This window comes from Pseudomonas sp. PDM03 (assembly GCF_014852385.1).
GTDB classification, from domain to species: Bacteria; Pseudomonadota; Gammaproteobacteria; order Pseudomonadales; family Pseudomonadaceae; genus Aquipseudomonas; species Aquipseudomonas migulae.
In genome coordinates, this window is record NZ_JACVBM010000003.1 from 69,065 (window position 1) to 93,576 (window position 24,512).

Consider the following 24,512-nt stretch of genomic DNA (forward strand, 5'->3'; position numbering starts at 1 on the left):
CACGGTCTATGCCAGTGCCTATCGATAAAAGGAAGAACGCCATGCCTGCCCGCGAACTGCAACAACAGCTCAATGCCCTGCGCGAGCAATTGGAACAGAATCCTCCGCTGACCGAAGCAGAGCGCGCCGACCTGCATGCGCTGATGCAACAGATCGAACTTGAGCTTGAACTCGAAACCAAAACCCAGGACTCCAGCCTCGCCGATGGCGTAAACCTGGCCGTCGAACGCTTTGAACTTGAACACCCCGCCATTGCCGGCACCTTGCGCAACATTGTGCAATCCCTGGTCAGCATGGGGATCTGAACCCGCCAGATACAAAAAAGCCCCGCCAGTGATAGCGGGGCTTTTTCATAGCCCGGATTTGCAATGCAACCCCCTGTAGGAGCGAGCCTGCTCGCGATGGCTGAGTGTCAGTCAACATCAATGTTGAATGTGCTGGACTAATCGCGAGCAGGCTCGCTCCCACAGGGGTACTTTACTGGCGGACCAGGCGATGGTTCGGCAGTTGCACGTCTTCAGTGCTGCGATACGGGTTGATGTCCAACCCGCCGCGACGCACATACCGCGCGTACACCGTCAATTTCTCCGGTTTCAGCAAGCGTTGCAGGTCGAGGAAGATCCGCTCCACGCATTGCTCATGGAAGTCCGAGTGCTGACGGAAGCTCACGATGTACTCCAGCAGACTCGCGTGATCCAGCGCCGCGCCACGGTATTCCACCACCACGCTGCCCCAGTCCGGCTGACTGGTCACCGGGCAGTTGGATTTGAGCAAATGACTGTGCACGCTCTCCTCGACGATGCGCGAATCATCACAACGCAGCAGCTCCGGACGCGGATGCTCATAGTTGCTGACGCTGATGTCCAGGTCATCGATGCACACACCCGGCAACGCCACGACGCCTTCCGCTTCAACGTCTTTCAGGCGGCGAACCCGCACGCCGACCGGCTTGCCTGCCGCAGCGGACAGGTCGTTCACCAGGGTCGCTTCAAGGCTTGCGATATCGGCAAACGGTGTCTGATTCAGCGAGTTCAGATACAACTTGAACGACTTGGATTCGATAATGTTCGGCGAATCCGCCGGGATGCAGAATTCGCCGATCGCCACCACGGGTTTACCGGACGGCAACAGCCACGACAGCTCGAAGCAGTTCCAGAAATCCACGCCTTTATACGGCAGGGTTTCAGCCGTCAGCCCCAGCTCCGCCCATTTCGCAGTGCGCGGGATCGGAAACAGCAAGGACGGCGTGTAAGTGGCGATGTATTCGCTGGATTTACCCAGCGGCGAGTGTTCGGCTGCGGGATGCATGGCGGAAACCTGACTGAAGAATCAGCGGATTCTACCAGCCTTTGCTCGCGCCTTAGAGTGCTTACTGACTGACTGTCAGTTTACCGACCATGCCAGCCTGATAGTGACCTGGAATATTGCAGGCAAATTCCAGGTTGGTGGCCTTGGTGAAGGTCCAGGTCAGTTCGGCGGTTTTACCCGGCTCGACCAGCACGCTATTGGGGTCATCGTGTTTCATACCATGATCCATTCCCGCCATCGCGCCGTGGTCCATTTCCTTCATCCCTGTAGGCGTAAGCATGCCGCTCTGCTGCATCTTCATCATTTCCTGCTGATGTTTTGCATGCATCGCCGCGTCACCGAGGTTGAATTCGTGCAGCAACTGGCCTTTATTCACCAGCACAAAGCGAACTGTCTCACCGGCCTTGATATCGATGGCCTTTGGGGTGAACGACATGTCGCCCATCACCACTTCAACGCTGCGGGTCGCCTTGGCAGCCGGGGCCGGCTGCCCGAAGTCGTAGGTGTGCGCCGGCGATGCCCACACCGGCGAACTCAGCACCAGCAGGCACACAGCCAGCACCAGGGGTTTGCGCAAAAACATAGTCGTACTCCAACAAGATAAAGTTCAGCCTGCGGAAAACACTAAACTGCGGCCACTGCCCGTAACCTGACAGCCAGATTACAACTTTGTCAGGTTGGCCTGCACAACCGCTGCCCACGGTATAAAGCGTTCGTTCCATTTACCTCGAGTCGCCCATGAAACTGCTGATCGTCGAAGACCAACCGAAAACCGGCCATTACCTGCGTCAGGGCCTGACCGAAGCCGGGTTCAACACCGAATTGGTGGCCGACGGAGACACTGGCCAGCAATTGGCATTGAGCGGTGACTACGCGCTGTTGATCCTCGATGTGATGTTGCCCGGTCGCGATGGCTGGCAAATCCTCCAGGCAGTGCGCAGCGCAGGCCTCGACACGCCGGTCCTGTTTCTGACCGCGCGCGACGCGGTGGAAGACCGGGTTCACGGCCTCGAACTGGGCGCCGACGATTATCTGGTCAAACCGTTCGCCTTCTCCGAACTGTTGGCCCGGGTCCGCAGCCTGTTGCGTCGCGGCAGCACCACGCCACAGGAAACCAGCCTGCAACTGGCCGATTTGCGTCTGGATCTGATCCGCCGTCGCGTCGAACGCAGTGGCCAACGCATCGACCTGACCGCCAAGGAATTCGCCCTGCTGGAAATGCTTCTGCGCCGTCAGGGCGAAGTGCTGCCCAAATCGCTGATCGCTTCCCAGGTCTGGGACATGAATTTCGACAGCGACACCAATGTCATCGAAGTCGCCATCCGCCGTTTGCGCCTGAAAATCGACGACGAGTTTCCGAACAAATTGATCCATACCGTGCGCGGCATGGGTTATGTCCTCGAAGAGCGCCCGGCCTGATGCGCCGACTTTCATTGAGCAGCCGTCTGGCGCTGCTGTTTGCAGCTTGCACCGCCGTGGTTTCGTTGTTCGCTGGCGTGTTGTTCAGCCGAGCCAGCGAGGCGCACTTCGTTGAACTGGACCAGCAATTGCTGGACGGCAAGCTCATTGGTTTGCGCCGAGCGCTTCACGATCTTCAGTCCAGTGAAAGCGAAGTCAGACTGGCGGATGAATTGAACCGTCAGGCTGATTTGTCCCTGCGCATTTCTGGCAGCGACGGCAAGCGTTGGTACGACAGCGCCGCGAGCCTGCCCGACAAACTTCCGCAGAGGCCGGGTTTGTCGACCATGAACGACAACGGCACCGACTACCGCGTCCTCAATGCGCCGTTGTTTGTCGACAAGCCTGACTCACCGCAATTGACCCTGCTGCTGGACATCACCCACCACCAACACTTTCTGCAGCGCATGCAGCACTTGATCTGGCTGACCGTCGGTTTGTCGGCCCTGGCCACCGCTCTGCTAGGTGCCTGGGCGGCGCGTAGCGGGTTGCGTCCGTTACGGCGCATGAGTGCAATCGCCAGTGGCGTTTCCGCGCAGTCGCTGAACGCCCGACTGCCCGAAGAGAGCATGCCCCCCGAACTTGCGGAAATGGCCCACAACTTCAACGCCATGCTCGGACGCCTCGACGACTCTTTTCAGCGGCTCTCGGCGTTTTCTGCCGACATCGCCCATGAACTGCGCACCCCCCTGTCAAATTTGCTGACCCACACCCAGGTCACCCTCACCCGCCCACGCCCCCTTGAGGATTACCGCGAAGCGCTGCACAGCAACCTCGAAGAACTGCAATGGATGGCGCAACTGGTCAACGACATGTTGTACCTGGCCAAGGCTGATCACGGGTTGCTGATGCCCAAACGTGAACCCCTGGAATTGGCGGAAGAAGCGGATGTGTTGCTGGAGTTTTTTGCGCCATTGGCCGAAGACGCCCAGGTGACGTTGAGCCGCGAAGGCAACGCGCGCCTGGAGGGAGACCGGAGCATGTTGCGTCGGGCACTTTCGAATTTGCTGGATAACGCGCTGCGATTCACGCCGGCCGAAGGTGAGGTTCGGGTGCGGATGATCGAGCGGCCTGAAGGTTTGAGTCTGACGGTCGAGAACAGCGGCGAAGGCATTGACGGGGCATTACTGCCGCGTTTGTTTGATCGGTTTTATCGGGCAGATCCGGCGCGACAGGAAGGCAGCAGTGAACATGCGGGGTTGGGGTTGGCGATTACCCAGTCGATCATTCGTGCCCATGGCGGGCAGATTCGTTGCGAATCGGAGAATGGGTGGACGCGGTTTGTGATTGAGTTGCCGAAGGGAGATTGAGGCTAGCAGGGCCGACCTCATCGCGAGCAGGCTCGCTCCCACATTAGTCCTGAGTCGCCTCGGTCAATTGTGGGAGCGAGCCTGCTCGCGATAGCGGTGTCAGGGCTTACGAATATCTCAGCGCGTGAGCCGGCTCGATCTTCGCCGCACGCCACGCCGGGTAAACAGTGGCGAGGAAGCTCAACACAAACCCGGCCGAGCAGATCAGCAACACATCCCCACCCTGCAACTCCGAAGGCAGGTTGCTGACGAAATATACGTCAGAACTGAAGATGTGCTGCCCACTGACCCGCTCCACCCAGCCCACCAGCTCACTGACGTTCAGTGCGGCAATCACGCCGAGCACGCCACCGATCAAGGTGCCGACCACGCCGATCACCGTGCCCTGGACCATGAAGATCGCCATGATCTGCCGTGGCGTGGCACCGATGGTACGCAGGATCGCGATGTCCGCGCCCTTGTCGTTCACCACCATGATCAAGGTCGCGATGATGTTGAACGCTGCCACCGCAACGATCATCAGCAACAGCAGGCCGATCATGGTTTTTTCCATCTTCATCGCGCTGAACAGGCTGCCCTGGGTGTGAGTCCAGTCGTCAGCCTTGTATGCCGTGCCCAAGCCGCCAGCGATATCGCTGGAGACCTTCGGCGCCGCGTACAAATCCTTCACCGCCAGACGCACGCTCTGCACCTGATTCGGTTCCCAATGCTGCATCTGCGCGGCATCTGCAACGTGGATCAGCGCCATCGAGCCGTCCAGCTCTGCGCCGACCTTGAACACGCCTACTACGTTAAGCCGCTGCATGCGCGGGGTGATCCCGCCCGGTGCGGTGCTGACTTCCGGCACGATCAGGGTGATCTTGTCCCCGACATTCAAGCGGAAACGTCGTGCCGTGATCTCACCGATCACCACACCGAACTCGCCCGGTTTCAAGGCATCGAGACGCCCTTGGACGATTTGCTGGGCAACGATCGAGACCTTGCCTTCCAGCGCCGGATCGACACCACTGACCTGGATCGGCTGCATCGTGCCTTTATAGGAAAGCATGCCTTCCATTTCGGTGAACGGCACGGCGGCGGTCACTTCCGGGTTTTTCATCGCGGCGTCGGCCACCGGCTGCCAATCGTCGATCGGGTTCACGCCGACGATGGTCGCGTGAGGCACCATGCCGAGGATGCGCGAGCTCATTTCGCGCTGGAAGCCGTTCATGACCGACAACACCACGATCATCGCCAGCACACCGAGGGCGAGGCCGATCATCGAGGTCATCGAGATGAACGAAACAAAGCGATTGCGGCGCTTGGCGCGGGTATAGCGCGTGCCGATAAAGATCGATAACGGTCTGAACATTCGCTGGGGCACCGTATAAAAACAAAAAGACCCGACGCCTTTTCAGACATCGGGTTTCGGCCAATCAGATAGGCGTCAGGCAACCTTCCTGCAAGTGCAGGACGCGATCCATCTGGCGAGCCAGGTTCATGTCGTGAGTCACCACCAGGAACGCCGTGCGCATCGAGGTGCTGAGCTCCAGCATCAAATCCTGAATACCCTGGGCGGTGTGGGAGTCGAGGTTGCCGGTCGGCTCGTCGAGCATCACCAGCCCTGGCTTGTTCACCAGCGCGCGGGCGATGGCCACGCGTTGACGTTCGCCACCAGACAATTCCGCCGGTTTGTGTTCCAGGCGATGGCCCAGCCCTACCCGCTCCAGCAGCGCCGTCGCACGCTGACGCGCTTCCGGGATCGCGGTCTTGCCGATCAGCAACGGCATGCAGACGTTTTCCAGCGCGGTGAATTCCGGCAGCAAATGGTGGAACTGGTAAACGAAACCCAGCGACCGATTGCGCAACAGGCCGCGATTCTTCTCGCTGAGTGCCGACAGCTCTTCGCCGTCGAGCCAGACGCTGCCCTTGGTCGGCGTGTCGAGACCGCCCAGCAGGTTGAGCAAAGTACTTTTGCCCGAACCCGAGGTGCCGACAATCGCCACGCGCTCACCCGGATGCAGCTCCAGCTGCAGACCGGCCAACACTTCTACCGATTCCGGGCCTTCCTCGTAGGATTTGCCCAGGTTGCGGCAGCTCAAGATTGCTTTATCACTCATGCCCGACTCACTCATAACGTAGCGCCTCCGCAGGCTGGGTGCGCGCGGCACGCCAGGCTGGATACAGGGTGGCGAGGAAACTCAGGACCAACGCGGCGGCGCAGACCATCAACACATCCTGGCTCTGCACTTGCGACGGCAGGTAATCGATGAAGTACACGTCGGCGTTGAGGAACTTGTGTCCGATCAGGCCTTCGAGCACCGAGATCGCGGCGCTGACGTTCAGCGCGGCGAAGATCCCGACCACGGCGCCGATCAGCGTACCGACCACACCGATGACCGTGCCCTGCACCATGAAGATCGCCATGATCGAACCCGGCGTGGCGCCGAGGGTACGCAGAATGGCGATGTCGCCCTTCTTGTCGTTCACCACCATCACCAGCGTGGAAATGATGTTGAACGCGGCCACGGCAACGATCAGCAGCAACAGCAGACCGATCATGGCTTTTTCCATGCGGATAGCCTGATACAGATTGCCGTGGGTACGGGTCCAGTCGCGGGCGTAGAAATGGTCTTCACCGAGCTGCTGGGCGATGTTCCACGCGGTACGTGGCGCCTGGAACAGGTCGTCGAACTTCAGGCGGATGCCCTGCACCTGATCCGGTTTCCAGCGGTGCAGCTTCGCCAGATCCTGCAGATTGGTGACGCCCAGGTAACCGTCGATTTCACCGGCGCCGACATGGAAGATGCCGACCACGGTAAAGCGTTTCATGCGCGGGAACATGCCGGCCGGGGTCACGGTGACTTCCGGCGCAACGAAGGTCAGCTTGTCGCCGATGGCCGCGCCGAGCTTGGCGGCCGCCTTGTCGCCGATGACGATGCCGAAACTGCCGGGCGCGAGGTCGTCGAGTTTGCCCTGCAGCATGAACTTGTCAATGATCGACACCTGGCGTTCCAGCGCCGGGTCGATGGCATTGAGCAGCACCTTGGAGACCTTGCCGTTGTTGGTCAGCAACCCCTGCATCTGGGTAAACGGCGCCACGGCCGTCACTTGCGGGTTCTGCTTGACCTTGGCGGCGAGGCCCTGCCAGTCGCTGATCGGCTCACCGGACTCGATGGTCGCGTGGGGCACCATGCCCAACACGCGCGTGCGCATCTCATGATCGAAGCCGTTCATGACCGACAGCACGACGATCATCACGATCACGCCGAGGGCAAGACCGATGATCGAAGTCAGGGAAATGAACGACACAAAATGATTGCGACGCTTTGCACGGGTATAACGCGTGCCAATAAATACGAAGAGAGGTCTGAACATGTCGGGGCTTGTTCGGAGGGAAAAGGAACGTCCTTGTGGCGGGGGTCGATAACCAGCTTTACACTCAGACCACCGCCGCTACCATGGGTTCGCCATGTCGACATTAGATGAAGAAGATCGCCGCGAATACTACCGTATCGAGGACACGATCGCACTGGAAATTCGGCCCCTGTCCGCTCCCGAAGCCGCAGGCCAGGAAGTGTTGCAGGATGCTTCCCCACTCTTCAACCTGCTCAGCGAATTGCACCTGAGCGAATTCGAGTCGCAACACCTGCTGCGCCAGATCAGTGAACGCGACCGCACCCTCGCGGCGTTCCTGAAATCCCAGAACAAACGCATCGATCTGCTCAGCCAGGTGATCGCCATCACCGTGCTTGGGCAGATCGGCGAGCCGCAGCCAGTGATCATCTCGGAAGGCGGTATCGATTTCCAGAATCCGACCGCTATCGCTGAAGGCACTCACTTGTCGGTGAAACTGGTGTTGATGCCACAAGCCCTCGGCCTGCTGCTTCGGGCGCGCGTCACCCATTGCGACCGCAAGGGCGGCGGCTTCGACATCGGTACCGAGTTCGAACGCCCGACCGATGCCCAACGCCAACTGCTGGCCCGTTACATTCTGCAAAAGCAGGCCCAGGAACGACGCCTGGCCCGCGAAAACGAATCAGGCAATTAATTTAAGGAAGAACCGTGACCCTCATCTACGGCCATCGCGGCGCCAAGGGCGAAGCACCGGAAAACACGCTGAACAGCTTTCAGCAATGCCTCAAGCACGGCGTGCGCCGTTGCGAACTGGACCTGCACCTGTCCATGGACGGCGAGCTGATGGTCATCCACGACCCGACGCTCAAGCGTACTACCGACCGACGCGGCAAGGTGGTCGAGCACACGGCCGCCGAGCTGGTGACCTACGACGCGCGCAAGGGCGGACCGGGCTGGATCAAGCCGTGCCCGATTCCTACGCTGGAAGAGCTGTTCGAGAAATGCGATTTCGAACACTGGCAGCTGGAAGTCAAAAGCGCTTCACGCACCCGCGCCGCGACCACCGTCCTGGCGATTCGTGAAATGGCTGTACGTCACGACCTGCTCGACAAGGTGACCATCACCTCAAGCTCGCGCGAAGTACTGAAAGCCGCGCTGGACCTGGTGCCGGACGTGTCCCGCGGATTGGTAGCCGAGTACGCCTGGCTCGACCCGTTGAAGGTCGCGGCAAGCTATGGCTGTGAGATTCTGGCGCTGAACTGGACCCTGTGCACGCCGGAGCGCCTGGAGAAGGCACAGCGACAGGGGTTGCATGTGTCGGTGTGGACAGTCAACGAGCCCGCGCTGATGCGCAGACTCGCCGACTTCGGCGTTGACAGCCTGATTACAGACTTTCCCGGTTTGGCCACCGCCACGCTCGAGAATTGCTGAAATCGGTCTCCCCGGCCGGCTCAGGCCACCGGCCGGAGCCGCTCAAAAAAGCCGGTTGAGGCCATCGTACGCCGCTACCCGATAGGCTTCGGCCATGGTCGGGTAGTTGAACGTGGTGTTGACGAAGTACTTCAGCGTGTTCAATTCGCCCGGCTGGTTCATGATCGCCTGACCGATGTGCACGATCTCCGACGCCTGATAACCGAAGCAGTGCACGCCCAGCACTTCCAGCGTTTCGCGGTGGAACAGGATCTTCAGCATGCCCTGAGGCTCGCCGGCGATCTGCGCACGCGCCATGCCCTTGAAGAACGCCTTGCCCACTTCGTACGGCACTTTGGCCTGAGTCAGCTCCTGCTCGTTCTTGCCGATCGAGCTGATCTCCGGAATGGTGTAGATGCCGGTCGGTACATCGTTGACGAAGCGCCAGCTGCCGTTGTCGACGATGCTGCCAGCGGCCGAACGGCCCTGGTCGTGCGCAGCACTGGCCAGGCTCGGCCAGCCGATCACGTCACCGGCGCCGTAAATGTTCGGCACGCAGGTGCGGTAGGCTTCGTCGACTTCGATCTGGCCACGGCTGTTGACCTTGACGCCGATGTTTTCCAGACCCAACTGATCGGTGTTGCCGGTACGACCGTTGCACCAGAGCAAGGCGTCGGCCTTGATCTTCTTGCCGGACTTGAGGTGCAGGATCACACCGTTGTCCACGCCTTCGACGCGGTCGTAGTCTTCGTTGTGGCGAACCGTGATGTTGTTGTTGCTGAAGTGGTAGCTCAGCGCCTGGGAGATTTCCGAGTCGAGGAAGCTCAACAACTGACCGCGGTTGTCTACCAGCTCAACCAGTACGCCCAGACCACTGAAGATCGACGCGTATTCGCAACCGATCACGCCGGCGCCGTAAACGATGAGTTTGCGCGGGGTGTGGCCGAGGCTGAGGATGGTGTCGCTATCGTAGATACGCGGGTGATGGAAATCGATGTCCGCCGGGCGATAAGGACGCGAGCCGGTGGCGATGATGATGTGCTTGGCCACCAGTTTTTCAACCACACCGTTGGCGCAGACCACTTCGATGGTTTGCTCGTCGGCGAAGCTGCCGGTGCCGAAGAACACGTCGACGCGGTTACGGGCGTAGTAGCCGGTGCGCGAAGCGACTTGTTTGGAAATGACTTTCTCGGCGCTTTTCAGCACGTCCGGGAACGAGAACCAGCGCGGCTCACCAATGGCCCGGAACATCGGGTTGGTGTTGAACTGCATGATCTGCCGGACGGAGTGACGCAGTGCCTTGGACGGGATGGTGCCCAGGTGGGTGCAGTTGCCGCCAACCTGGCGACGACTATCGACCATCGCCACCTTGCGCCCTGCTTTGGCGGCGTTCATTGCCGCGCCTTCTCCCGCCGGGCCGGAACCCAGCACCACCACGTCGTAGTTGTAGACAGCCATGCATACTCCTCAGAACAGGCCGCGGCGCTCTCGGCACCCGCGGCTAAATCACGCCGATCTGCGGCGTGAAGGAACAATTTGGGGCCAGTGCAGAACCCGGACACAGTCTATAGAAGCGTCAACGCCGCGCACATTAACCCTTGGTCGCGTCGTAGGCTACTTTTGCCTGCACTACAACGCCAGTTTTCAATGCGTGCATCACCGTAATCATTCGGTTTTACCACCACTGAGACGCTCAAAAGCCTGATTGGTACGTATGACGAAACCTGTATCGGCACGAATCACAAAGAATGCACCTATGTTGTGGGTTTCGGCATAGTCCCAACCCCGTTCAGGACCGAGAATCAGCAACAGCGTCGATAGTCCATCGGCCATCAACGCTGAAGGATGAATGACCGTGACTGACGCCAGTGTGTGTGAGACCGGCGTACCGGTGTGAGCATCGAAGGTGTGGGAATAACGCCGACCGTCCTGCAGAAAATAGTTGCGATAGTCGCCGGAAGTGGAAACGCCGTAGCCGTCGACCGCGATGATGCGTTCTGCAACTTGCTGATCGTCTCGGGGTTGTTCAAGCGCGATGCGCCACGGCGAGCCATCAAGTTTCTTGCCAGCAGCCTTGAGCTCTCCGGTGGCTTCGGCGAGGTAGTCGTGGATGCCCATCGCGTCGAGCTTTGCGGCAATCGTATCGACGGCGTAGCCGGCGGCGATGCTATTGAAGTCGACTTCGACGGCAGCGTCCTTGCACAACTGATCGCCTTCGATGCGCAGATGCTGATAACCGACTCGCTGCCGCACCTCGGCAAGCGCTTGGGCATTGGGCACTTTTTCTTCACGCGCCCGGGGGCCGAACCCCCAGAGATTGAGCAATGGCTCCACGGTCAGGTCGTAGGATCCTTCGCTTTGCTCTGACAGTTGTTCACCAACGCGGATCAATTTGAGGATGGACGCGGGCATTTTCTGACAGCGATTGGCGGGCAGATCGTTGAAGCGTTCGATGTCCGAATCGCTGCGATAGGTAGACATTTGCTTGTCGACCTCGGCGAGGATCTTCTCCACCTCGCTGCGCACCTGTGCGGGCGCGGGCAGATTGGCATGGCGCACGTATTTGATTGAATAAGTGCTTCCCATAGTCGGGCCGCCGACGCTTTCCATGGAATCGCCATTGCCGCAGCCAGCCAAAACACCAGCCAGCATCACAACCACCTTCCAACGTCCAGTTAACAAATCTTCATCTCCCAGTAAAAGCACGCCAGCCATTATGGGACACACGCGAAACGCTTTCTTACAAGTTTTAAAAAGTGAGTATCCAGACATGTCCTCCACGACCGGCAAAGGCAAAGCGATTTTTCGCGTTGTCAGCGGCAACTTTCTCGAGATGTTCGACTTCATGGTCTACGGCTTTTACGCCACAGCCATCGCCAAAACCTTCTTCCCCGCCGACAGCGCTTTCGCTTCCCTGATGCTGTCGCTGGCCACCTTCGGTGCCGGCTTCCTGATGCGCCCGTTGGGGGCGATTTTCCTCGGTGCCTACATCGACCGTCATGGCCGCCGCAAAGGTTTGATCATCACCCTCGCGATGATGGCGGCCGGCACGGTGCTGATTGCCTGCGTGCCGGGTTACGCCACGCTGGGCGTGGCCGCGCCGCTGATCGTGCTGTTCGGCCGACTGCTGCAAGGTTTCTCTGCCGGCGTGGAACTGGGCGGTGTGTCGGTGTATCTCGCGGAGATTTCCACACCGGGGCGCAAAGGATTCTTCGTCAGTTGGCAGTCTGCCAGCCAGCAAGCGGCGGTGGTGTTTGCCGGCCTGCTGGGGGTGGGTTTGAACCACTGGCTCAGTCCGGAAGAAATGGGCGAATGGGGGTGGCGCGTGCCGTTCCTGATCGGCTGCATGATCGTGCCGGTGATCTTCGTGATTCGCCGTTCGCTGGAAGAAACGCCTGAGTTCCAGGCACGAAAACACCGCCCTACCCTGCGGGAAATCGTCCACTCGATCGGTCAGAACTTTGGCATTGTCATCGCCGGCATGGCGTTGGTGGTGATGACCACGGTGTCGTTCTACCTGATCACCGCCTACACCCCGACCTTCGGCAAGGCCGAACTGCACCTGTCGGATCTGGATGCGTTGCTGGTGACGGTCTGTATCGGCCTGTCGAACTTTTTCTGGCTGCCGGTGATGGGCGCTGTGTCCGACAGGATCGGGCGAAAACCCCTGCTTCTCGCGGCGACCATTCTGGCGATTCTCACCGCCTACCCGGCCCTGTCGTGGCTGGTAGCGAACCCGAGCTTCAGCCATTTGCTGATCGTCGAGTTGTGGTTGTCGTTCCTGTATGGCTCGTACAACGGTGCCATGGTCGTGGCGCTGACCGAGATCATGCCGGTGGAAGTTCGTACGACCGGCTTCTCTCTGGCCTACAGCCTTGCGACAGCAACCTTCGGTGGGTTTACGCCAGCAGCCTGTACGTACCTGATTCATGTGCTGGATAACAAGGCTGCACCGGGGATCTGGCTCAGCGGTGCGGCAGTGCTGGGGTTGATTGCGACGCTGGTGTTGTTCCGTGGTAACCGGCATGAGTTGCGGACGGCGCAGGCAGCGGTGGTTGGCGGCGCCTGACAGACCGCCATCGCTAGCAGGCTAGCTCCCACATTGGGTCTGTGTCGTTCACAAGCCCCCTGTGGGAGCTAGCCTGCTAGCGATGAGGCCCGACCTGGCGATACGGCTCAAAAGCCTGCACAAACAAAAACGCCCCGACCAAAGTCGGGGCGTTTTCATGTGCAGCTAAGGCTTAGCGCGGGAATGCTGGCGGGTTTACACCGGCCATGTCTTCCATCACGCGAACCACCTGGCAGCTGTAACCGAACTCGTTGTCGTACCAAACGTACAGAACAACGCGGTTATCTTGGGTGATGGTTGCTTCAGCGTCCACAACGCCTGCGTGGCGCGAGCCAACGAAGTCGGTGGAAACCACTTCCTGCGAATTGACGAAGTCGATTTGCTTGTGCAGATCGGAGTGCAGCGCCATGTAGCGCAGGTACTCGTTCATCTCTTCGCGGGTAGCGGCTTTCTCAAGGTTCAGGTTGAGAATGGCCATCGACACGTTTGGCGTCGGAACACGGATCGCGTTACCGGTCAGCTTGCCGGCCAGCTCAGGCAATGCCTTCGCAGCAGCGGTGGCAGCACCGGTCTCGGTGATCACCATGTTCAACGCGGCGCTACGGCCACGGCGATCGCCCTTGTGGAAGTTGTCGATCAGGTTCTGGTCGTTGGTGTACGAGTGAACCGTTTCAACGTGACCATTGACGATGCCGAACTTGTCGTTGACAGCCTTCAGCACCGGCACGATGGCGTTGGTGGTGCAGGAAGCAGCCGAAACGATCTTGTCGTCAGCGGTGATTTCGCCGTGGTTGATGCCGTGAACGATGTTCTTCAGCTTGCCTTTGCCAGGCGCGGTCAGAACAACGCGGTCGATACCCGGGCAGGCCAAGTGCTGGCCCAGACCATCGGCGTCACGCCATACACCGGTGTTGTCCACCAGCAGCGCGTCTTTGATGCCGTACTGGGTGTAATCCACTTCAGTCGGGTTCTTCGCGTAGATAACCTGGATCAGGTTGCCGTTGGCGGTGATGGTGTTGTTTTCTTCATCGATGGTGATGGTGCCGTTGAACGAACCATGTACCGAATCGCGGCGCAGCAGGCTGGCGCGCTTGGTCAGGTCGTTCTCGGCGCCCTTGCGCACCACGATGGCACGCAGACGCAGACCGTCGCCGCCACCGGTTTTTTCGATCAGGATGCGCGCCAGCAGACGGCCGATACGACCGAAGCCGTACAGCACAACGTCGGTGCCTTTGCGAGCGGAGGCGTTTTGCTGGCCAACCACTTCAGCCATTTCTTCACGGACGAACTGCTCGGCAGTACGGCCATTGCCTTCGACGCGGAATTTGTACGCCAACTTGCCCAAATCTACCGAAGCCGCGCCGAGCTTGAGCTCGCTCATGGCTTTCAGCAGAGGGAATGTTTCGTGGACGGAGAGTTCGCTATCGTCGGAAGAACGATGGCGAGCAAAGCGGTGAGCTTTGAGAATCGCGATGACAGACTGGTTGATCAGGCTGCGGCCATAGATCGAGCTCACCACGTTGTTATTGCGGTAGAGCTGACCGATAAGCGGAATCATCGCTTCTGCGAGTGCTTCACGGTCGATCCATTCACCAAGACACTGGTCGGGCTTCTGAGTCACGGGAACCTTCCACATGTAGGGGCAGAAAAAAGGGGCTACATTATGCCGCCGAGTGTCTCTCGTAGCAATGCGCGCCTGTCGTGCGATCCGTAACAATTTCTTCTTCAAAAAAATTACGCACCGCCGAAGCCCAGTAAAACCGCGGCTTTCAGCGAAGTCAATTTTTTGGAGACATCGCTGTCTTATCCGTAACCCTCCGTAACACTCGGTCATTTTGCCACTACATAATCAGTAATTTTCAGCAAAAAACCGGCGTTTTTTGTCTTTACCACTACATTTCGCCAAACCTGCGTAATAGACACAGTCAGCAACTGACAGGCGGCACCCGGGGCCGCTACAATTACCGACTTTGTCGCAACGCTTGGAGCTCAACCTTCCGTGCCCGTTCTGCGTCTACCGCTTCTCCCTGCCGCGGCAGGTAAACAGCACTGGGGCAACCTGCCCGGTGCCGCCCTGAGCCTGGCCATTGCCGAGGCTGCCAGCGCTGCCAAGCGCTTTACCCTGCTACTGACCGCCGACAGCCAAAGTGCCGAGCGGCTGGAGCAGGAGCTGGGTTTCTTCGCCCCGGATTTGCCGGTGCTGCATTTCCCGGACTGGGAAACCCTGCCCTACGATCTGTTTTCGCCACACCAGGACATCATTTCCCAGCGCATCGCTGCTCTATATAGATTGCCGGAGTTGAGCCATGGCGTGCTGGTGGTGCCGATCACCACGGCCCTGCACCGCTTGGCGCCGACCAAATTCCTGCTCGGCAGCAGCCTGGTGCTGGACGTTGGCCAGAAGCTCGACGTCGAGCAAATGCGCACCCGGCTTGAGGCCAGCGGTTATCGCTACGTCGACACGGTGTACGAGCACGGCGAATTCACCGTCCGCGGCTCGCTGATCGATCTGTTCCCGATGGGCAGCAAACTGCCCTTCCGGATTGACCTGTTCGATGACGAAATCGAGACGCTGCGTACCTTCGATCCGGAAAACCAGCGCTCCATCGATAAAGTCGACACCGTCCGCTTGCTGCCTGCACGGGAATTCCCGCTGCAGAAAGATGCGGTCACCCGTTTCAAGGCACGCTTCCGTGAGCGCTTCGATGTCGATTTCCGCCGCTGCCCGATCTTTCAGGACCTGAGCAGCGGGATTACACCGGCGGGTATCGAGTACTACCTGCCGCTGTTCTTCGACGAAACCTCGACCCTGTTCGATTACCTGCCCCAGGACACCCAGGTGTTTTCCCTGCCGGGCATCGAGCAGGCGGCGGAAAACTTCTGGAACGACGTGCGCAATCGTTATGAAGAGCGCCGTGTCGATCCGTCCCGCCCTTTATTACCGCCAGCCGAATTGTTCCTGCCGGTGGAGGACTGCTTCGCACGCCTGAAGAACTGGCCACGCGTCGTCGCCAGTCAACAGGACGTTGAAACCGGTGTTGGCCGCGAGCGCTTCCCGGCGCGAGAACTGCCGAACCTGGCCATCGAAGCCAAAGCCACTCAACCGCTGGCCGCGCTGGCCGGTTTCCTCGACGAGTTCCCTGGTCGCGTGCTGTTCACCGCCGAGTCTGCGGGCCGTCGCGAAGTGCTGCTGGAACTGCTGGAACGCCTGAAGCTGCGACCGAAAACCGTCGACAGCTGGCCCGACTTTGTCGCGAGCAAGGAGCGCCTGGCGATCACCATCGCACCGCTCGACGAAGGCCTGGTGCTCGACGATCCGGCCCTGGCGCTGGTCGCCGAAAGTCCGTTGTTCGGTCAGCGCGTGATGCAGCGCCGTCGCCGTGAAAAACGCGCCGACGCCAACAACGACGCCGTGATCAAAAACCTCACCGAACTGCGCGAAGGCGCGCCGGTGGTGCACATCGATCACGGCGTTGGCCGCTATCTGGGCCTGGCGACGCTGGAAATCGACGATCAAGCCGCCGAGTTCCTGACCCTGCAATACGCAGAAGGCGCCAAACTGTACGTGCCGGTGGCCAACCTGCACCTGATCGCCCGCTACACCGGCAGCGACGATGCCCTGGCCCCATTGCACCGTCTCGGCTCGGAAACCTGGCAGAAAGCCAAACGCAAAGCCGCCGAACAGGTGCGCGATGTGGCGGCTGAATTGCTCGACATCTATGCCCGCCGCGCTGCTCGCGAAGGTTATGCCTTCGAAGATCCGAAAGCCGATTACGCCACTTTCAGCGCCGGGTTCCCGTTCGAAGAAACCCCGGACCAGCAAACCACCATCGAAGCCGTGCGTGCCGACATGCTCGCGCCAAAACCGATGGACCGGCTGGTCTGCGGCGATGTCGGTTTCGGCAAGACCGAAGTGGCGATGCGCGCTGCGTTCATTGCGGTGCACGGCGGTCGCCAGGTGGCAATCCTGGTGCCGACCACCCTGCTCGCCCAACAGCACTACAACAGTTTCCGCGACCGCTTCGCCGACTGGCCGGTGACCGTGGAAGTGATGAGCCGCTTCAAGTCGACCAAGGAAGTGAATGCCGCCGTCGCCGACCTCGCCGAAGGCAAGATCGATATCGTCATCGGCACGCACAAGCTGCTGCAAGACGACGTGAAAATCAAAAACCTCGGGCTGGTGATCATCGACGAAGAACACCGTTTCGGTGTCCGTCAGAAAGAACAGCTCAAGGCCCTGCGCAGTGAAGTCGACATCCTCACGCTGACCGCCACGCCGATTCCGCGCACGCTGAACATGGCAGTGTCCGGCATGCGTGACCTGTCGATCATCGCCACGCCACCGGCCCGTCGCCTGTCGGTGCGGACGTTCGTCATGGAGCAGAACAAGAGCACGGTCAAAGAGGCGCTGCTGCGGGAGCTGCTGCGTGGCGGCCAGGTCTACTACCTGCACAACGACGTGAAGACCATCGAAAAATGCGCCGCCGACCTCGCCGAACTGGTGCCGGAAGCGCGGATCGGCATCGGTCACGGGCAGATGCGCGAGCGCGAACTCGAGCAGGTGATGAGCGACTTCTACCACAAGCGCTTCAACGTACTGATCGCCTCGACCATCATCGAGACCGGCATCGACGTGCCGAGCGCCAACACCATCATCATCGAGCGCGCCGACAAATTCGGCCTGGCGCAGTTGCACCAGTTGCGCGGACGCGTCGGTCGCAGTCACCACCAGGCCTATGCTTATCTGCTGACACCGCCGCGCCAGCAAATCACCCCGGACGCTGAAAAGCGTCTGGAGGCGATCGCCAATACCCAGGACCTCGGTGCGGGCTTCGTGCTCGCCACCAACGACCTGGAAATCCGTGGCGCCGGCGAACTGCTGGGCGACGGGCAGAGCGGGCAGATCCAGGCGGTCGGCTTCACCCTGTACATGGAGATGCTCGAGCGTGCGGTGAAGTCGATCCGCAAGGGCGAACAACCGAATCTCGATCAGCCGTTGGGCGGTGGCCCGGAAGTCAATTTGCGTGTTCCGGCGCTGATTCCCGAAGACTATCTGCCGGATGTCCACGCGCGACTGATTCTCTACAAACGCATTGCCTCGGCCACCGATGAGGAGGGTCTCAAGGACCTGCAAGTCGAGATGATCGACCGTTTCGGCCTGCTGCCAGAACCGACCAAGAACCTGATGCGCATCACGGGGCTGAAGTTGCAAGCCGAAGTGCTGGGCATCAAGAAAGTCGACGGCGGCCCGCAAGGCGGCCGGATCGAGTTCGCGGCGCAGACACCGGTCGATCCGCTAACCCTGATCAAACTGATTCAGGGCCAGCCTAAACGCTACAAATTCGAAGGGGCCACGATGTTTAAATTCATGGTCCCGATGGAGCGCCCGGAAGAGCGCTTTAATACTGTAGAGGCATTGCTTGAATGCCTCATTCCGAAAACTGCTTGAAGGACGCCGCATGCGCCTGTTTCGTTTACTGACTTTGCTGACCACCCTGGTCGCCCCAACGGCGTTTGCCGATGACCTGTATCAGATCGAAATGATTCTGGTCCGGCAAAACGCCGTGCCCGCCATCGTCAGCCGCGCCGCGCCGGAAGACTGGGCCGCCGGCGCCCAGCAAATCCGCCCCGAGAGCCTGCGTACGCCGAGCCTGAATGGCGAAGTGGAAAAACTCACCGCCAGCAATGAATACACAGTGTTGCTGCACAAGGCCTGGCAGCAAAATCTCGGCGAAGAAGCCAGCAAAGTTGCGGTCAGCGACGGCAAGGAACAGTTCGGCCAATTCCCGATCGAGGGCACGCTGAACCTGAAACTGGGGCGCTTCACCGACGTTGACGCCGACTTCTGGGTCAACCAGATCGACGCCAACGGCATGGTGACCGCCAGCGAACGCCTCAAACAAGAAAGCCACACCAAGAACGGCCAGCTGAACTTCCTCGACAACGGTCACCTCGGCCTGCTGATCAAGATCACCTCGCTCACCGCCCCTGCGCCTCGGCCAGTCCCCGAACAAATTCCGGACTGATTGAAGTCCCTATGCCCGCGACCCTGAGCAAACCCCTGGCACCTTCATGGGTCAGTCGATTCAAGGAACAAAGCCTGGAGCGCGGCCGCCGCTATGCGCTGGAGAACCGCGTCAGGATCGTGGAAGTCGGCGACGCAACCATTACTGCCGCGTGCGAAGGTTCTGGCGGTAACGTATACCGTCAGACCATTCGCCTGCGCGAGTCAGCCAAAAGCACGCTGCTGATGGTCGATGCCACGTGTACATGCCCGGTCCGCAGCAACTGCAAACATTGCGCAGCCGTGCTGTTGAAGGTGCAGGAAACCCTCGCCTATCCCGCCGCCGCTCAAGACGCCGAATTGCTGGAAAAACTCCAGGCCGTACTGGAAAACCGCAGCCCGAAAGCACCGCCGCAAGTGCTGGTGGACAACGTGCAACCGGTGCCGCGCCTGTGGCTGGCGAGCATTGAGTTCAGCGCCTTCGAGCCTCGCAACGGCAAGATGCAGCGTTACATCCAGCATCGCGCTGCGTTGTCTTTCAGCTATCTGGATGAATACGTTTGCGGACAGAAAAACGCCGACATCCTGATACGTCAGGAGGCGCAGACATTACGGATAAAACGCCATCCGGAAGTCGAACAGGCCTACAGGGAACAGTTACGAATCCTCGGTTTCAAGATCGCCACCCGGCAAAGTAAAGCCTTGCCGGAAAGTGCCGGCGAACTCTATGAGATGGTCAATGACAGTGCCTGGCTGACCTTCACGCTCAATGAGTTGCCGAAGCTGCGCACTCAAGGCTGGGAGTTGCAGATCGACGAGGATTTCGGTTTCGACCTGACCGCCGTGGACGACTGGTACGCCACCGTCGAACAGGCGCCGGAGCGCGACTGGTTTGATCTGGAACTGGGAATCATCGTCAATGGTGAGCGGTTAAGCCTGCTGCCCATCCTGTTGAACCTGATGCGCTCCCACACCGAGATCCTCAACCCGGAACGCCTCGCACGACGTCGCGACGATGAATTGATTTTGGTGAACATCCCCCATCGCCCGAACTCCGAGCATGGGCCGTTGCAAGTCGCCCTGCCCTTTGGCCGGTTGAAACCGGTGCTGGCGACCCTCGGCGAGTTCTATCTGCAAGAGCCCGGTGAAACCACGCTGCGCCTGAGCAAGGCCGACGCGACACGCCTGAATCCGCTGGAAGACCTGCCGCTGCTCTGGGAAGGTGGCGAACAGATGCGCAGCTTTGCCCAGCGTCTGCGGGACATCAAGGACTACACCGCAGCTGCACCGGAAGGCTTGAACGCGACCTTGCGCCCCTATCAGCTGGAAGGCTTGAGCTGGATGCAATCGCTGCGGCAACTGGAGGTTGGCGGGATTCTCGCGGATGACATGGGCCTGGGCAAAACCCTACAAACCCTGGCGCATGTTCTCAGTGAGAAAAACGCCGGGCGCCTCGATCGTCCGTGCATGGTGGTGATGCCCACCAGCCTGATTCCCAACTGGCTCGACGAAGCGGCGCACTTCACGCCGCAACTGAAAGTACTGGCACTGTACGGCGCCAGTCGTAAAAAGCATTTCGACAGTCTGGCCGATTACGACCTGATCCTCACCACCTACGCGCTGCTGCCCAAGGACGTCGAACGCCTGGCCGCACAGCCACTGCACGTGTTGGTGCTGGACGAAGCGCAATACATCAAGAACCCCAACAGCAAAGCCGCCCACGCCGCACGCGAGCTGAATGCACGCCAGCGTTTGTGCCTGAGCGGTACGCCACTGGAAAACCACCTGGGTGAGCTGTGGTCGCTGTTTCACTTCCTGCTGCCCGGCTGGCTCGGCGACGTAAAAAGCTTCAACCGTGATTACCGCGTGCCGATTGAAAAGCGCGCCAGCGAAGTACGACTTCAACACCTCAACGGCAGGATCAAACCGTTCCTGCTGCGCAGGACAAAAGAGCAGGTGGCTACGGAATTGCCGCCGAAAACTGAGATCATCCATTGGGTCGAGCTCAACGAAGCCCAGCGCGATGTGTACGAAACCATGCGTTTGGCGATGGACAAGAAAGTCCGCGACGAAATCACCCGCAAAGGTGTGGCACGCAGCCAGATCATCATCCTTGAGGCGTTGCTGAAGCTGCGTCAGGTCTGCTGCGACTTGCGCCTGGTCAACGACGCAGCCCTGCCGACTCGCGGAAGCACCTCGGGCAAGCTCGACAGCCTGATGGAAATGCTTGAGGAGTTGTTCGAGGAAGGCCGACGGATTCTGCTGTTTTCGCAGTTCACTTCGATGCTGGCGTTAATCGAGGTCGAACTGAAGAAGCGCGGCGTGGAGTATGCGTTGCTGACCGGACAGACTCGCGACCGACGCTCCCCGGTGAAAGACTTCCAGAGCGGCAAACGTCAGATCTTTCTGATCAGCTTGAAGGCAGGCGGTGTTGGCTTGAACCTGACGGAAGCGGATACGGTGATTCACTACGACCCGTGGTGGAACCCGGCGACGGAAAACCAGGCGACTGACCGCGCATATCGCATCGGCCAGGAGAAACCGGTGTTCGTTTACAAGATGATTGCCCGGGGCACGGTGGAAGAGAAAATTCAGCACCTGCAGAAGGAAAAATCCGACTTGGCAGCAGGCGTGCTGGATGGGCGCAAGGCTGGGGACTGGAAGTTGCAGAGTGATGATATCGAGGCGTTGTTTGCGCCGCTGCCGGAGAAGATCGATAAGTAGTGGCGCCAGTTAGATTGCCATCGCGAGCAGGCTCGCTCCCACAAGGGTTCTGGCCTACCCAAATCCCCCTGTGGGAGCGAGACCGGCTTGCCGGCGATAGCGTCGACTCGGTCTATCGACAGACTAACCTTTAAGCACCCGCGCCAACGTCGACTTCACCTTACCCATTCCGTCATGCAACGCCTGCTCGATCTCGGCCATGGTAATCACAGCTGTCGACTTGCCCGCCGCCGGGTTCACCACCAGCGCCAGGCACGCGTAATCCAGCTCCAGCTCACGCGCCAATGCCGCTTCCGGCATGCCGGTCATGCCGACGATGTCGCAACCGTCACGCTCCAGACGAGCAATTTCCGCCACCGTTTCCAGGCGCGGCCCCTGCGTGCAGGCATACACGCCATGACTGCTGTAGCCAACGCCTTCAGCCGCCAATGCCGCGATCAATTGCTCGCGCAGCGGTTCGCTGTAGGGATAGCTGAAGTCGATGTGGGTGACCTGTTCCAGATCATCGGCAAAATAGGTGTGTTCGCGACCGCTGGTGTAATCGATCAGTTGATGCGGCACGCAGAAATGCCCGGTGCCCATCGCGGCATGAATCCCACCAACTGCGTTGACCGCAAGAATCGCTTCGGCGCCAGCCTGCTTTAGCGCCCAGAGGTTGGCGCGGTAGTTCACCTGATGCGGCGGGAAACGGTGCGGGTGACCATGACGCGCGAGGAACAGCACTTCCTTGCCGGCGTACTCACCGATCTGCACCTCGGCCGAAGGCGTGCCGTAAGGGGTGTCCACCGCCAGTGACTGACGGATGCTCAGGCCTTCCAGTTGAGTCAGGCCGGTGCCACCGATAATCGCGTAAACCGTCATAACGTAAAGTCCTTATTCAATCAGTTGAGCGTCTTTGAGCGCACCAATGGCCGTCAGCCAGCGCGGGTCTTGACGGTATTCAGTGCTGGCATACGACTGGCCGCGCATCCGCGCAATGCGCTCGGACGGTTTGACCTTCAGACGCTGGGCGGCACTCAGCGCGAGCTCCGCAGCCGCGCGGTCGTTGCACACCAGGCCCATGTCGCAACCAGCGCTAAGCGCGGCTTCGATACGGCTGGCAGCATCGCCGACCACGTGAGCGCCGGCCATCGACAGGTCATCGCTGAAGATCACGCCGTCGAACTGCAACTCGCCGCGCAGGATGTCCTGCAACCAGCGACGGGAGAAGCCGGCCGGCTGGGAATCGACTTGTGGATAAATGACATGGGCCGGCATGACGGCGGCCAGTTGCTTGCTCAATTTGGCAAACGGCACCAGGTCGTTGGCGCGGATTTCATCAAGGCTGCGCTCGTCATTCGGGATCGCGACGTGGGAATCGGCCTCCGCCCAGCCGTGGCCAGGGAAGTGCTTACCGGTGGCGGCCATGCCGGCGCTGTTCATGCCACGGATAAATGCACCTGCCAGCAGTGCGGCGTGTTCCGGGTCACCTTCGAACGAACGGGTACCGACCACGGCGCTGCGCTGGTAATCCAGATCTAGCACCGGGGCAAAGCTCAGGTCGAGGCCGACGGCCAACACTTCGGTCGCCATGACCCAGCCGCACTGCTCGGCCAGGTATTCGGCGTTCGGGTTGTCGGCAATGGCGCGCATGGCCGGCAGTCGCACGAAGCCCTGGCGCAGGCGCTGCACCCGACCGCCCTCCTGATCCACTGCCAGCAGCAGATCAGGTCGAACGGCGCGGATGGCGGCGCTCAGTTCGCGCACCTGACGCGGGTGTTCGATGTTGCGGGCAAAAATGATCAGGCCGCCCACTTCCGGTTGGCGTAACAATTGGCGATCTTCAGCCGTCAGCCAGGTACCGGCGACGTCCACCATCAACGAGCCTTGCAGGCCAGCAGTCATAGAGATTCCTTGATAACGATAAACCCGGCTCGCACGCGTTCGCCGCTGCGGACTTTGCCCGGCAGGTCGGCGATATCTATGGGGAGCGGGTTCAGAACGAGAGTCGGCATGGGCGGCTAGCTTAGCGGATGTCAGCTGCCGCGCCCACCCGTGCGCGGTTAAACCTTGGCGGCAACCTGTGTCGATTTGCTGCGCGGACGCAATTGCGCAGTGGCCATGGCCGAGTCGGTCACGCCGGTTTCGGCGCGCATGCCTGCAGCCAGGAACGGCACCATCAGGCGCATCACTTGCTCAATGGAGGTGTTGACGCCGAAATCGGTCTCGGCAATCGCGCGCAAGGCCTTGATACCGGACATGCTGAACGCTGCCGCACCCAGCATGAAGTGCACGCGCCAGAACAGCTCGATCGGTGGAATGCGTGGCGCGGCTTCGTTGACCAGCATCATGTAGCGACGGAATACCTTGCCGTACATGTCTTCCAGATAACGACGCAGGTGACCCTGGCTCTGACTGAACGCCAGCCCCAGCAAACGCATGAAAATCGAGAGATCGTTGCCGCTGCGTGGCTGTACCACCAGGGCTTGCTCGACGAGAATTTCGAGCAGTTCTTCAAGTGTCGGCTTGTTCTCGGGCTTGGCCTGACGCCGCTCCAGCTCTTTATCAAGGCTTAAACAGAACGGCCCGAGAAAGCGCGAGAAGACGGCTTGAATCAGCGCCTTCTTCGACCCGAAGTGATAGTTCACCGCCGCCAGATTGACACCGGCCTTGCTGGTGATCAGACGCAACGAGGTTTCTGCGAAACCTTTTTCCGCGAACAACTGCTCGGCAGCATCAAGAATGCGTTCAACGGTTTCCGACTGGGCCATGGCTACTCCGCCTGACAAACACTTGTTTGAAACATACGTTTCAGCCCAGGCCTTGTCAAGTCTGGCGGTTCGTTTTGGGAATGGCCGGTCAGCTATTTAACCATACAACGACGACGCTTTAATCAGCCGGCTGATCGACCGTC

At 59.9% G+C, this 24,512-nt stretch carries 20 protein-coding genes; 9 read left to right on the plus strand and 11 right to left on the minus strand.

Translation table 11 applies throughout. From position 1 onward, the window contains the following. Positions 1-41 precede the first annotated feature (41 nt). Positions 42-305, plus strand: coding sequence for a DUF4404 family protein (locus IB254_RS07205; RefSeq protein ID WP_008028435.1), 264 nt, complete (start codon positions 42-44; stop codon positions 303-305). Between the two features lie 172 nt (positions 306-477). Here the strand turns inward: IB254_RS07205 and queF are convergent, their stop codons facing one another. Together queF and IB254_RS07215 are read right to left on the minus strand one after the other, a co-directional pair. After that, positions 478-1,308 (minus strand): NADPH-dependent 7-cyano-7-deazaguanine reductase QueF, encoded by an 831-nt coding sequence (queF, locus tag IB254_RS07210; protein WP_008028439.1) that lies wholly within the window; start codon positions 1,306-1,308, stop codon positions 478-480. A 61-nt stretch (positions 1,309-1,369) separates the two neighbouring features. After that, the gene (locus IB254_RS07215) at positions 1,370-1,891 is read right to left on the minus strand and encodes a plastocyanin/azurin family copper-binding protein (protein WP_192416880.1); all 522 of its coding nucleotides are present in this window, start codon (positions 1,889-1,891) and stop codon (positions 1,370-1,372) included. 155 nt (positions 1,892-2,046) lie between these two features. Between IB254_RS07215 and IB254_RS07220 the strand changes: the two genes are divergently transcribed. Together IB254_RS07220 and IB254_RS07225 are read left to right on the plus strand one after the other, a co-directional pair. Continuing rightward, a complete protein-coding gene (locus IB254_RS07220; RefSeq protein ID WP_008028443.1) occupies positions 2,047-2,727 on the plus strand; it encodes a heavy metal response regulator transcription factor in 681 nt (226 codons plus the stop codon). Further along, complete coding sequence (locus tag IB254_RS07225) at positions 2,727-4,076, plus strand: heavy metal sensor histidine kinase (RefSeq protein WP_192416881.1); 1,350 nt, start codon at positions 2,727-2,729, stop codon at positions 4,074-4,076. Before IB254_RS07220 ends, IB254_RS07225 begins: the two co-directional genes overlap by 1 nt. 106 nt (positions 4,077-4,182) lie before the next feature. Here IB254_RS07225 and IB254_RS07230 read toward each other — a convergent pair whose 3' ends face one another. The 3 genes from IB254_RS07230 to IB254_RS07240 form a co-directional block, all read right to left on the minus strand. Then, positions 4,183-5,427 (minus strand): lipoprotein-releasing ABC transporter permease subunit, encoded by a 1,245-nt coding sequence (locus IB254_RS07230; RefSeq protein ID WP_192416882.1) that lies wholly within the window; start codon positions 5,425-5,427, stop codon positions 4,183-4,185. Between the two features lie 64 nt (positions 5,428-5,491). Then, a complete protein-coding gene (gene lolD, locus IB254_RS07235; protein ID WP_167362922.1) occupies positions 5,492-6,175 on the minus strand; it encodes a lipoprotein-releasing ABC transporter ATP-binding protein LolD in 684 nt (227 codons plus the stop codon). Positions 6,176-6,182: 7 nt separating this feature from the next. Further along, the gene (locus IB254_RS07240) at positions 6,183-7,433 is read right to left on the minus strand and encodes a lipoprotein-releasing ABC transporter permease subunit (protein ID WP_008028449.1); all 1,251 of its coding nucleotides are present in this window, start codon (positions 7,431-7,433) and stop codon (positions 6,183-6,185) included. Positions 7,434-7,527: 94 nt separating this feature from the next. On the opposite strand from IB254_RS07240, the gene IB254_RS07245 reads away from it, so the two are divergent. Together IB254_RS07245 and IB254_RS07250 are read left to right on the plus strand one after the other, a co-directional pair. Next, positions 7,528-8,106 carry a PilZ domain-containing protein gene (locus IB254_RS07245; RefSeq protein ID WP_008037701.1) on the plus strand — a complete coding sequence of 193 codons (579 nt, stop codon included), beginning with the start codon at positions 7,528-7,530 and terminating at the stop codon, positions 8,104-8,106. Positions 8,107-8,120: 14 nt separating this feature from the next. Further along, complete coding sequence (locus tag IB254_RS07250) at positions 8,121-8,843, plus strand: glycerophosphodiester phosphodiesterase (protein WP_192416883.1); 723 nt, start codon at positions 8,121-8,123, stop codon at positions 8,841-8,843. Positions 8,844-8,885: 42 nt separating this feature from the next. On the opposite strand, the gene sthA is transcribed toward IB254_RS07250, so the two are convergent. Together sthA and IB254_RS07260 are read right to left on the minus strand one after the other, a co-directional pair. Then, positions 8,886-10,280 carry a Si-specific NAD(P)(+) transhydrogenase gene (gene sthA / locus IB254_RS07255; protein WP_008028455.1) on the minus strand — a complete coding sequence of 465 codons (1,395 nt, stop codon included), beginning with the start codon at positions 10,278-10,280 and terminating at the stop codon, positions 8,886-8,888. A 207-nt stretch (positions 10,281-10,487) separates the two neighbouring features. Then, complete coding sequence (locus tag IB254_RS07260) at positions 10,488-11,537, minus strand: FAD:protein FMN transferase (RefSeq protein ID WP_192226579.1); 1,050 nt, start codon at positions 11,535-11,537, stop codon at positions 10,488-10,490. 55 nt (positions 11,538-11,592) lie between these two features. On the opposite strand from IB254_RS07260, the gene IB254_RS07265 reads away from it, so the two are divergent. Next, positions 11,593-12,891 carry an MFS transporter gene (locus tag IB254_RS07265; protein ID WP_008028459.1) on the plus strand — a complete coding sequence of 433 codons (1,299 nt, stop codon included), beginning with the start codon at positions 11,593-11,595 and terminating at the stop codon, positions 12,889-12,891. A gap of 172 nt (positions 12,892-13,063) precedes the next feature. On the opposite strand, the gene IB254_RS07270 is transcribed toward IB254_RS07265, so the two are convergent. Beyond that, the gene (locus tag IB254_RS07270; protein ID WP_008028461.1) at positions 13,064-14,527 is read right to left on the minus strand and encodes a glyceraldehyde-3-phosphate dehydrogenase; all 1,464 of its coding nucleotides are present in this window, start codon (positions 14,525-14,527) and stop codon (positions 13,064-13,066) included. 363 nt (positions 14,528-14,890) lie between these two features. Here IB254_RS07270 and mfd point away from each other — a divergent pair, with 363 nt between their 5' ends. Genes mfd through IB254_RS07285 form a run of 3 tightly spaced genes read left to right on the plus strand, consistent with a single transcriptional unit; the run spans position 14,891 to position 21,619 of the window. After that, positions 14,891-18,340: a transcription-repair coupling factor gene (gene mfd / locus IB254_RS07275; protein ID WP_192416884.1), complete on the plus strand. Its 3,450-nt coding sequence runs from the start codon at positions 14,891-14,893 to the stop codon at positions 18,338-18,340. A gap of 10 nt (positions 18,341-18,350) precedes the next feature. After that, positions 18,351-18,917, plus strand: a complete 567-nt coding sequence (locus IB254_RS07280; protein ID WP_008028464.1) for a CsiV family protein — start codon at positions 18,351-18,353, stop codon at positions 18,915-18,917. Between the two features lie 11 nt (positions 18,918-18,928). Next, positions 18,929-21,619, plus strand: coding sequence for a DEAD/DEAH box helicase (locus IB254_RS07285; protein ID WP_192416885.1), 2,691 nt, complete (start codon positions 18,929-18,931; stop codon positions 21,617-21,619). Positions 21,620-21,742: 123 nt separating this feature from the next. Here IB254_RS07285 and IB254_RS07290 read toward each other — a convergent pair whose 3' ends face one another. From IB254_RS07290 to IB254_RS07300, 3 genes are all read right to left on the minus strand, one after another. Next, positions 21,743-22,480 carry an S-methyl-5'-thioinosine phosphorylase gene (locus tag IB254_RS07290; RefSeq protein WP_008028469.1) on the minus strand — a complete coding sequence of 246 codons (738 nt, stop codon included), beginning with the start codon at positions 22,478-22,480 and terminating at the stop codon, positions 21,743-21,745. 12 nt (positions 22,481-22,492) lie between these two features. Then, on the minus strand, positions 22,493-23,503 hold the full coding sequence (nagZ, locus tag IB254_RS07295; protein WP_192416886.1) for a beta-N-acetylhexosaminidase: 1,011 nt from the start codon (positions 23,501-23,503) through the stop codon (positions 22,493-22,495). Between the two features lie 158 nt (positions 23,504-23,661). Further along, on the minus strand, positions 23,662-24,369 hold the full coding sequence (locus IB254_RS07300; protein ID WP_008037709.1) for a TetR/AcrR family transcriptional regulator: 708 nt from the start codon (positions 24,367-24,369) through the stop codon (positions 23,662-23,664). Positions 24,370-24,512 lie beyond the last annotated feature (143 nt).

Bases quoted from the DNA above. Each gene is read 5' to 3' on its own strand.
- queF (WP_008028439.1), bottom strand. From the start codon at position 1,308: ATGCATCCCGCAGCCGAACACTCGCCGCTGGGTAAATCCAGCGAATAC.
- IB254_RS07300 (WP_008037709.1), bottom strand. From the start codon at position 24,369: ATGGCCCAGTCGGAAACCGTTGAACGCATTCTTGATGCTGCCGAGCAG.
- IB254_RS07205 (WP_008028435.1), top strand. From the start codon at position 42: ATGCCTGCCCGCGAACTGCAACAACAGCTCAATGCCCTGCGCGAGCAA.
- nagZ (WP_192416886.1), bottom strand. From the start codon at position 23,503: ATGACTGCTGGCCTGCAAGGCTCGTTGATGGTGGACGTCGCCGGTACC.
- IB254_RS07220 (WP_008028443.1), top strand. From the start codon at position 2,047: ATGAAACTGCTGATCGTCGAAGACCAACCGAAAACCGGCCATTACCTG.
- IB254_RS07285 (WP_192416885.1), top strand. From the start codon at position 18,929: ATGCCCGCGACCCTGAGCAAACCCCTGGCACCTTCATGGGTCAGTCGA.
- IB254_RS07265 (WP_008028459.1), top strand. From the start codon at position 11,593: ATGTCCTCCACGACCGGCAAAGGCAAAGCGATTTTTCGCGTTGTCAGC.
- IB254_RS07240 (WP_008028449.1), bottom strand. From the start codon at position 7,433: ATGTTCAGACCTCTCTTCGTATTTATTGGCACGCGTTATACCCGTGCA.
- sthA (WP_008028455.1), bottom strand. From the start codon at position 10,280: ATGGCTGTCTACAACTACGACGTGGTGGTGCTGGGTTCCGGCCCGGCG.
- IB254_RS07280 (WP_008028464.1), top strand. From the start codon at position 18,351: ATGCGCCTGTTTCGTTTACTGACTTTGCTGACCACCCTGGTCGCCCCA.
- IB254_RS07290 (WP_008028469.1), bottom strand. From the start codon at position 22,480: ATGACGGTTTACGCGATTATCGGTGGCACCGGCCTGACTCAACTGGAA.
- IB254_RS07270 (WP_008028461.1), bottom strand. From the start codon at position 14,527: ATGTGGAAGGTTCCCGTGACTCAGAAGCCCGACCAGTGTCTTGGTGAA.
- IB254_RS07215 (WP_192416880.1), bottom strand. From the start codon at position 1,891: ATGTTTTTGCGCAAACCCCTGGTGCTGGCTGTGTGCCTGCTGGTGCTG.
- IB254_RS07260 (WP_192226579.1), bottom strand. From the start codon at position 11,537: ATGGCTGGCGTGCTTTTACTGGGAGATGAAGATTTGTTAACTGGACGT.
- IB254_RS07230 (WP_192416882.1), bottom strand. From the start codon at position 5,427: ATGTTCAGACCGTTATCGATCTTTATCGGCACGCGCTATACCCGCGCC.
- IB254_RS07225 (WP_192416881.1), top strand. From the start codon at position 2,727: ATGCGCCGACTTTCATTGAGCAGCCGTCTGGCGCTGCTGTTTGCAGCT.
- lolD (WP_167362922.1), bottom strand. From the start codon at position 6,175: ATGAGTGATAAAGCAATCTTGAGCTGCCGCAACCTGGGCAAATCCTAC.
- IB254_RS07245 (WP_008037701.1), top strand. From the start codon at position 7,528: ATGTCGACATTAGATGAAGAAGATCGCCGCGAATACTACCGTATCGAG.